This is a genomic window from Paenibacillus sp. Dod16 (assembly GCF_049893405.1).
Classification (GTDB): domain Bacteria; phylum Bacillota; class Bacilli; order Paenibacillales; family Paenibacillaceae; genus Paenibacillus_AQ.
Genome location: NZ_JBNDYG010000020.1, coordinates 70391 through 78133 on the forward strand (window position 1 = coordinate 70391; position 7743 = coordinate 78133).

The 7743-nt window shown below is 51.7% G+C and carries 8 protein-coding genes; 1 reads left to right on the plus strand and 7 read right to left on the minus strand.

What is annotated here, in order from left to right; genetic code table 11:
- Positions 1-142: 142 nt before the first annotated feature.
- Together ACPV3A_RS16285 and ACPV3A_RS16290 are read right to left on the minus strand one after the other, a co-directional pair.
- Positions 143-1504 carry a HAMP domain-containing sensor histidine kinase gene (locus tag ACPV3A_RS16285; RefSeq protein WP_426200254.1) on the minus strand — a complete coding sequence of 454 codons (1362 nt, stop codon included), beginning with the start codon at positions 1502-1504 and terminating at the stop codon, positions 143-145.
- Positions 1501-2178, minus strand: coding sequence for a response regulator transcription factor (locus tag ACPV3A_RS16290; RefSeq protein WP_220684958.1), 678 nt, complete (start codon positions 2176-2178; stop codon positions 1501-1503). Before ACPV3A_RS16290 ends, ACPV3A_RS16285 begins: the two co-directional genes overlap by 4 nt.
- A 266-nt stretch (positions 2179-2444) precedes the next feature.
- On the opposite strand from ACPV3A_RS16290, the gene ACPV3A_RS16295 reads away from it, so the two are divergent.
- A complete protein-coding gene (locus ACPV3A_RS16295; protein WP_339217729.1) occupies positions 2445-2837 on the plus strand; it encodes a hypothetical protein in 393 nt (130 codons plus the stop codon).
- Between the two features lie 163 nt (positions 2838-3000).
- Here ACPV3A_RS16295 and ptsP read toward each other — a convergent pair whose 3' ends face one another.
- The 5 genes from ptsP to ACPV3A_RS16320 form a co-directional block, all read right to left on the minus strand.
- Positions 3001-4761 carry a phosphoenolpyruvate--protein phosphotransferase gene (gene ptsP, locus ACPV3A_RS16300; protein WP_426200255.1) on the minus strand — a complete coding sequence of 587 codons (1761 nt, stop codon included), beginning with the start codon at positions 4759-4761 and terminating at the stop codon, positions 3001-3003.
- Positions 4761-5030: an HPr family phosphocarrier protein gene (locus ACPV3A_RS16305; RefSeq protein WP_260068352.1), complete on the minus strand. Its 270-nt coding sequence runs from the start codon at positions 5028-5030 to the stop codon at positions 4761-4763. The genes ptsP and ACPV3A_RS16305 overlap by 1 nt, the downstream gene beginning before the upstream one ends.
- A 263-nt stretch (positions 5031-5293) precedes the next feature.
- The gene (locus ACPV3A_RS16310; RefSeq protein WP_194544834.1) at positions 5294-6028 is read right to left on the minus strand and encodes an SIS domain-containing protein; all 735 of its coding nucleotides are present in this window, start codon (positions 6026-6028) and stop codon (positions 5294-5296) included.
- A 36-nt stretch (positions 6029-6064) separates the two neighbouring features.
- Positions 6065-6823, minus strand: coding sequence for a creatininase family protein (locus ACPV3A_RS16315; protein WP_426200256.1), 759 nt, complete (start codon positions 6821-6823; stop codon positions 6065-6067).
- Positions 6824-6836: 13 nt separating this feature from the next.
- A partial coding sequence (locus ACPV3A_RS16320) for a phosphotriesterase family protein (protein WP_426200257.1) occupies positions 6837-7743 on the minus strand: 907 nt, incomplete at its 5' end.

Here is a 7743-nt window from a genome sequence, read left to right on the forward strand (position 1 = left end):
AGCTGCGTATAAGTCACTCTGAGCGACTTGTACGCAGCTTCTTCCCTGGTCTTTGAAAGAAAAGGTTACATATATTCCAATAACAAACATAAATTCGATAACGAACTCGCATTCGTTTCAGATACTGTTACCTTCTCATAGCTTAATCTGTCTCGTGAATTATAACACTGCAACTGCTATCAATCCAAATATAAAACGCACTTCCGTCTGCGTCGGATTTCATTTCCCATTGCATCCCCATCTCCTTGGCCATCATCGATACAATGGACAAACCGATCCCTGCGCCTTTTTCAGGCGACTCGTTGCAGAAGCCCGGGCCCTTGTCGTTGATGACCAGCATCAGCTGCTTCTCACGATCAATCATTTGAATGCCGATGTAGCGACCCGCTCCCGCATGGCGTACTACATTCTGAAACACATTGTCCAGGATCCGGTTAAACCACAATGGATCCACATCCCATAATAACGTCTCATCAGGAAGCTCGACAAAGACATCGAATCCCTTAGCCTCGAATACTGGATACCACTGAGCCACTCGATTCCGGACTTCTTCTACAATATCAATCGGCTGCTTGTGCAGCGGATACTTCCCCGCCGATAACAACGTGTATGACAGAAGATTATCCATCAGATTACTGATGTCGTCCAGCTTATGCTCGATGACAGAAAGTGAAACCTGTCCCTGGGGAGAAGCAGGATTATTGCGAACCGTATGGACATGTTGCCGGATGACAGTTAACGGGGTACGAAGATCGTGGGAGATCGTTGAAATGAATTGCTTGCGCAGTTCCTCCTCCTCCCGCTCCCGTTGTTGACTTTCTTTGAGCTCCTTCACCATCCGATTAAACGAGCCTTCGAGTTCTCCGATCTCGTCGTTTTTCATAATCGTGACTTCGTTCGGAATTTCTTTCAATCCATTTACGGTCATCGCGGATTGGAGCCTGATCAGTCTTTTGCGAAGCTTAATGAAGAACAGCCATGACAGCATAAAGAAGCATACACAGATCATTAGAAACAGAAAGATGAGCGGCAGGTTTCCCGATAGCGACATCTCTGCATCAAGGATATGGGAATCCGGGAGCCGCATCACCATAAAGCCTTGCTTCGGATCGTTTCCGATGAGGGAGGTTAAGAACAGCATTTCTTGATAACGGTCTTGCGCTCGAATCGAGAGAATATCCTCATAAGTCCATTGCTCAGGTATATCTTCCGAGAGGTCTCTGACTGCATTCGTCCTCCCTGACGGGTCCACCCAAAATATTTCAGCATCCGGATAGTCCTCGTTCAACTCTCCCAGTCTAGAAATAATCCTATCCCTACCTGCACCGTCCAGGTTGTCTGCCTCCTGCTGCCACATGCGGGTTATCTCTTCCGGACGATATACTGGATGATCGCTAAACATATAACCAGGTAAATAAAACAGGGCTGGAATGATTGGCCATAGCAGTAAGGCGGTCAAAATAAGGATCAGATATTTGCTCATTAACGAGCTGCGGATCTTCATGATCGCACCCGGTATCCTACGCCGCGGATGGTCTCGATAATTTGGGGAGAGCCGGAATCCAGCTCGATCTTCTCTCGCAGATGCCGGATATGCACATTCAACGTCTTGTCTCCGTTCAGATGCGGCTCGCCCCATACGGCTTCATAAATCTGCTTCTGGGTCAAAATATGATTCAGATGGTCCAGGAAATACATGAATATGTGAAACTGCTTACCTGTAAGCACAATCTCTTCCCCGGTTACGGAATTCCAAATACGGCTTCCTGTTCGGTCGATGATTAAATGCCGGATCAGAAGCTGTTCCGGTTCCGCAGTGACGGAGCGCCTGAGCAGGACTTGAATCCGGGCAGCCAACTCATCCGGATGAAACGGCTTTGTCATATAATCATCGGCAAAAGACAATCCGGTAAGCTTATCCTCGATTGCGGTTCTGGCCGTAAGCATCAGGATGGGGACAGCGGGATTGATTCGTTTTAGCCGCTGACCGACCGTGAATCCGTCCAGACCCGGAAGCATGATGTCCAAAATGACAAGATCGCAATGTTCCATTGCTGCTTCCACATCATAGCCTGAACTCTTCCATATCACCTCATAGCCCTGACTGATTAAAAACTCCTTGGACCAGGAACCGATTTCCTGATCGTCTTCAATGTACAAAATAGTAAATGTCTTCATCGTATGATGGACTCCTAAAAGTAATATATAGGTAGTCTAGCATATTATGGCTGTCAGGAGATCGGGAAATCCATCGGAAAAATTCACGTAAATCACCAAGCATCGTCATAAGTTCACAACATGGATTTGTTAATGTTATCAACAGCCGGGAAAATCAATGCAGGCACTGGCAATATTCATACAAGTTGGAGGATGAATCGGACGGGGTCTTATCGACTTCATCAGGCGACAGATTAACACATACATGGGAAAGGAACGGATTGGATATGAAAACAATCGATATCGTAAAAGAAAACCTGCTTTTCATTCTCGGTCTGGGCGCTTTAGCGCTTGTCAGACCCATCATGAAGATGACCGGGATCATGGAGCTGATCGGCCAAGCATTCGGCAGCATTCTGATGACGGTTCTCATCTCTTTGGCCTGGCTCATGCTCGTTCTATTCAAAAGAACGGCTTATCCCGTTGTCATTCTTGTTTTTGCGGGTTTGAGTTATGCCTTATTTGCTACCATTATCAGCGGGATTACCTCTCCCCTTATCGATGGAACATTGCAAGGTCCATTAACGAATCCGCTGGCAATGATAAGTGTCTTTGCAATAAATGCGGTTTGGGGCTTAATCGTTGGCGTAATTGCCAATGTACTGCGTCGTAAAGAGTAAATAGTCGATAACAAAGAAATGGCGGCATAGGGGAACCCCCTGCACCGCCATTTCTTTATATGCAGCAGCTATTTGACCCCAACTAGGGATCACGCATACGGGTATACCACTTCTGAGAACCCCCAACACCTGCTATGTTGGACAAGTCATGTGAATCCGTAATCTATACCACTGCCTGTTTCATGTGATGAAATTCCTCCAGCGCTTGACGTACGGCTTGAGGCGTATCGAGACGAAGTATGCGCTTCGCCAGCTCGCGGCATTCCTGACGATCCAGAGTAGCGAGCCTTTCCTTGATCCGGCTGAGACCACTTGCCTCCATGCTCCATTCGTCGAGCCCGAGTCCGAGTAAGAGCGGTGCCGCGGGATCACCCGCCATACTTCCGCACATGCCGGTCCATTTACCGGCCGTGTGGGATGCCTCAATGACCGTGCGGATTAGATGAAGCACGGCTGGATGATAATAATCGTACAGGTGCGCGACATGTTCATTCATGCGGTCCGCCGCGACCGTGTACTGCACAAGGTCGTTCGTACCGATGCTGAAGAAATCGACTTCGCTCGCGAATCGTTCCGCCAACACGGCCGTTGAGGGAATCTCAACCATGATGCCAACTTCCATCTGCTCGTCGAACCGGATGCCGTCCTGCCTCAATTCCGCCTGCACTTCCGTCAGGATGGCTCTTGCCTGCCTCCATTCCTGCAGGCCGGAGATCATCGGGAACATCACCTTTACCGTACCGAATCCGCTGGCCCGCAGCACCGCCCTCAGCTGCGTGCGAAGCAGCTCCTGGCGGACAAGCCCTACCCGTATCGCACGGTAGCCCAGGAACGGGTTCGCTTCCTTGGGCAGCTGCAGATACGGGAGCTTCTTATCTCCGCCGATGTCCATCGTGCGGATGATTACGGGGCGGCCCTCCATCGTCCGGGCCGCTTCCTGATAGGCACGGAACTGCTCCTCCTCGCCCGGCATGGCCTGGGCGTTCATGAACAGGAACTCCGTGCGAAACAGCCCTACGCCGTCCGCGCCCTGCAGGACGGCGGTCGAGGCTTCCGCGGCGCTGCCGATGTTCGCCGCGAGTTCCACGCGCGCGCCGTCGGCGGTCACTGCCGGGCGCGCCGCGTACGCCTCGAGCGACTGCCTGCGCTCGAGGTCCTGCAGCATGCGGAGCCGATACTGCTCCGCTTCTGCCTTGTCCGGCCGGGCAACGCACAGCCCGGCGGATCCGTCGAGGACGAGCGTGTCGCCGTCCTCAATGCCGTCGACGCCGTCCCCAGCGCCGACAATAGCCGCAATCCCGAGCGACCGTGCGAGAATAGCGGTATGTGAGGTCGCTCCTCCAGTGCGAGTAATAAAACCGATCACCAAGTCAGGGTCCAGCTGCACCGTATCCGATGGCGCCAAATCGTCGGCAACCAGAATAACCTGTTCGGTGATACCCGTAAAGCCGAGCGATTGCCCTGGCGACAGACAAGCGAGAAGACGATTGCCGATATCACGTATGTCTGCGGCGCGTTCCTTCATATAATCATTGTTCATGCCTTCCAACATGGAAGCGACCTGACTCACAATTTCGGCAACGGCCTTTGGCGCGGGCTCCAGTTTCTCTCGAACCCGCGTCTCCATCTTCGGATAGAAGGCAGGATCCTCCAGAAGCTTCCGCTGCCCCGCAAGAATACCGGCTTGCTCTTCGCCCACGGCTTCCTTCGCTTTTTCCGTCAGCGCATCCAATTGCTCCGCACAGCTGGCTTTGGCTTCACGGAGCTTGATAAGCTCGGCATCGATAGCGGCCGGTGTATCGGGAATATCCTTCTCATCGGGGCTGCTGTCGCTGCTTGCCCCCTGCGAAGGCTTGTAGATGTATGCCTTTGCGATCCGGATTCCCTCCGATACGCCGATTCCTTGAATATGCAGCTTCTTCATCAGGCTTCACCAAACTTGCTTTCGACTAGCTGTACCAGTGCTTCGACTACCTCTTGTTCTCCATCTCCATTAGCTTCGATGGTCACGACAGCCCCTTGTTCAATGCCGAGCGTCATCAGCTCCAGCATGCTTTTGCAATCCGCGGAGCGTCCTTCGCTAGTTCTCAGATGAACCTCTCCTCCAAACTGTCCCGCTTTTTCCGAGAAAAGCTGAGCCGGACGGACATGAAAGCCCTGCTCATTCTGTATGGTTACGGTTTGTGTGAACATGTCTTTCCTCCTCATCCTGTAACGGCCTGCCGAGACAATTTTCTTGCAGAAATCGCAGTTACGGCTTCACTCTTCCGTATCCCTGACGTTCGCGTGCTTGATCTTTGCCAGGCGGCCTGCTTTATTTATTGTTCAAGATCCTGCTCATGGGCAATTCGTATATATGCTAATAATGACTGCTTCCCGTTTAGGTAGGATGATTTTCGTTTTCGGACTTACGTTCATTTCGGAAGCTAAGCTATTTCTCGCTAAGCACATTCTTATCATGCCAGTAAAGCGATCCGTCCTTTATAAGCCTCAACCAGCGCTCTGTTGTGTTCATCGGAACCATCGATATTTCCGCTGAGAAATACGGGAGGATTGAAGCCTTTTTCAATCATAATCTCAATAGATTCGGCGAACAGGGAGTTCAAAATGAGGGCCCCGATCACCGTCGAGCTCGGCGTAAAGGGTACCTGGAGGCCCGGATGGCTCAATACGGCATCGCCCTTGACCGAGAAATTGTCGATCACCAGATCAACGGCATCCGCCAGATGCTTGCCGCTGCTGTGTCGGGAGGGCATGCTTTTGGAATATTCCAGAGAGGTAATGCCTACAGTAAAGGCCCCCTTCTCCTTCGCCATCAAAGCGACATCTACAGGAACGGGATTTCGCCCCGAAGTGGACAATACGAATACAATCTCGCCTTCGCGAATATCCTGCTTCTCCATAAACTCAACGGCAAGATCGTTTTGTCTTTCCAGCTCTGACGACCGGACCGCGCCTTCATGAAGCATCAGCTTCTCAACCAGAATCGGACGAATCGGTACAAGTCCGCCTGCCCGGTAAAAGACTTCTTCGGTCAATATATGTGAATGTCCGCAGCCGAACAAGTGAATAATCCCGCCCTGCTGAATACAGGTCGCTACCTTCTCCGCCGCTTCACGGATCGGCTTGGCCTGCTCGGTTCGAACTTTGTTCAACAACCCGCCAATCACATCAAAATAGGTGTTCATCATCGTCTTTTTCACCTCGTTGTTCCTGTAATTGCAATGCTATCTGTTCTCTTCCGGTTGATCATCGGTTGACAAAGCACTTTTGGCTCGGAGAACCATCCCGGCCATCACTTCCAAACTGCGCTCGATGATTTTCTCCCCCTTCTCCCTCGTTGCCAGCGTTGCATCCCCAAGCACGGCAGTGGAAGTCATTTCCTCCCACGGCGTTGGCGTGCAATCCGCTTCGATCGGGATCTGCGGGGCACCATCGATCGCCTTGCTCATGTCCACATATTCGCCCGCGAGATAGAGCATATAGGATGTCTCGATTTCATCAGCATGCATATAGCTCGCGTGCGCAGCCGAAGCTTCTCGTACCAAAGCCGTTACTTCCTTCGTGCCAGGGTAAAAGAAGTAGAACACTTTTAGTGCGGGCACCCGTTCGTATAACACTCTCGCAGCTTCCTTCAGTGCAACCGCATTGCCGAGATGGCCGTTCACCATGACGAAAATGCGGAATCCTTGCTGGTACAAGCTTTCGCCGATATCTGCTAACAGCCGGATGAGTGCTTCATTTGAGACGTTGATGCTCCCCGGGAAATTGCGCAAGCTCCACACCTGGCCATAGGGGAGGGTCGGCAGAACGAAGCTCTCCGTCCGTTCGGCTAATCTGTCCGCGAGTCTGGTCGCGAGCAGGTTATCCGTGCCCAGCGGCAGATGAGGACCATGCGCTTCAACGGCACCAATAGGAAGGATGGCAGCACGGAATTGGCGTATTTTATCCTTCACCTCAACCGAATTTTCGAGTTCGAATTTCATAGTGGCACCCCCCTTACTTTTTAAATGAAAAGCAGTTGGCCGGGTTGCTTACGAAAAATTTCTCCACCAGCTTTGGTCCGTCAAAGCCGTTTCGGTTCGCCTCGTCCACAAAGCGCGGTACCCATTTGGAAATAATGTACTCCAGACCGAGACCCTGATCGTAATGCTTGTAGTAGGTTTTCCGGGCGGTATCTCCGCTGATGAGGATTTGATCTTCGAAGCCTTTGCGGACAAGCTCCAGAATAAGCGAGATTCGGGTGCTCTCCGGTGCATACTTGATTTTGCCGATACCGTCAAAGCTCATGAAAGCCCCCGTTGCGGCGATCTGCTCGTGATAGTACGGGTCGGGATTGCGGTCCATATGCCCCAGGCTCAAAAAAGACAGATCCACACCTTCGCTCTTCAGGAGCTCGATTTGCTCCAGCGCCATGGTGCCAACCTCGGTATGGGAATGAATGGGCGCCTTTGTCTCATGATGAGCGCGCGCTACAGCACGCAGCGTCTTCTCCTCCAGAGGCGTAATACGGTTATAGCCTGTCCCGAATTTAACCTGGCCTGCTTTGAAAGACGTTCCCTCCAGCCCTTCTTCAACCTCCCGGATGACGAAATCCGCCAGCTCGTTGATGCTTTTTGCTTCAATCCACTGGGCGTAGGTTTCATAGTGGCCGATCAGCGGTTTAAGCTCCTCTTTGATTTTGGCATCCCACAGAAAGCTTTTGTTGAAGCCCGCCGTTCCTACAATATGAATGCCGGTTTCAACTGCGATTTCCTGTACCGCTTGAACATCTCGTCCATAATCGATGGCTGTAGCGTCCACGATCGAGCGTCCGCCGTGTTGTTTGAAGTCAAGAACGTCGAGCTTGGACTTCTCTTTATCGTCCAGGAGCAAATCGTCCTCCCCCCGTTCCTGCCAGTAGGCC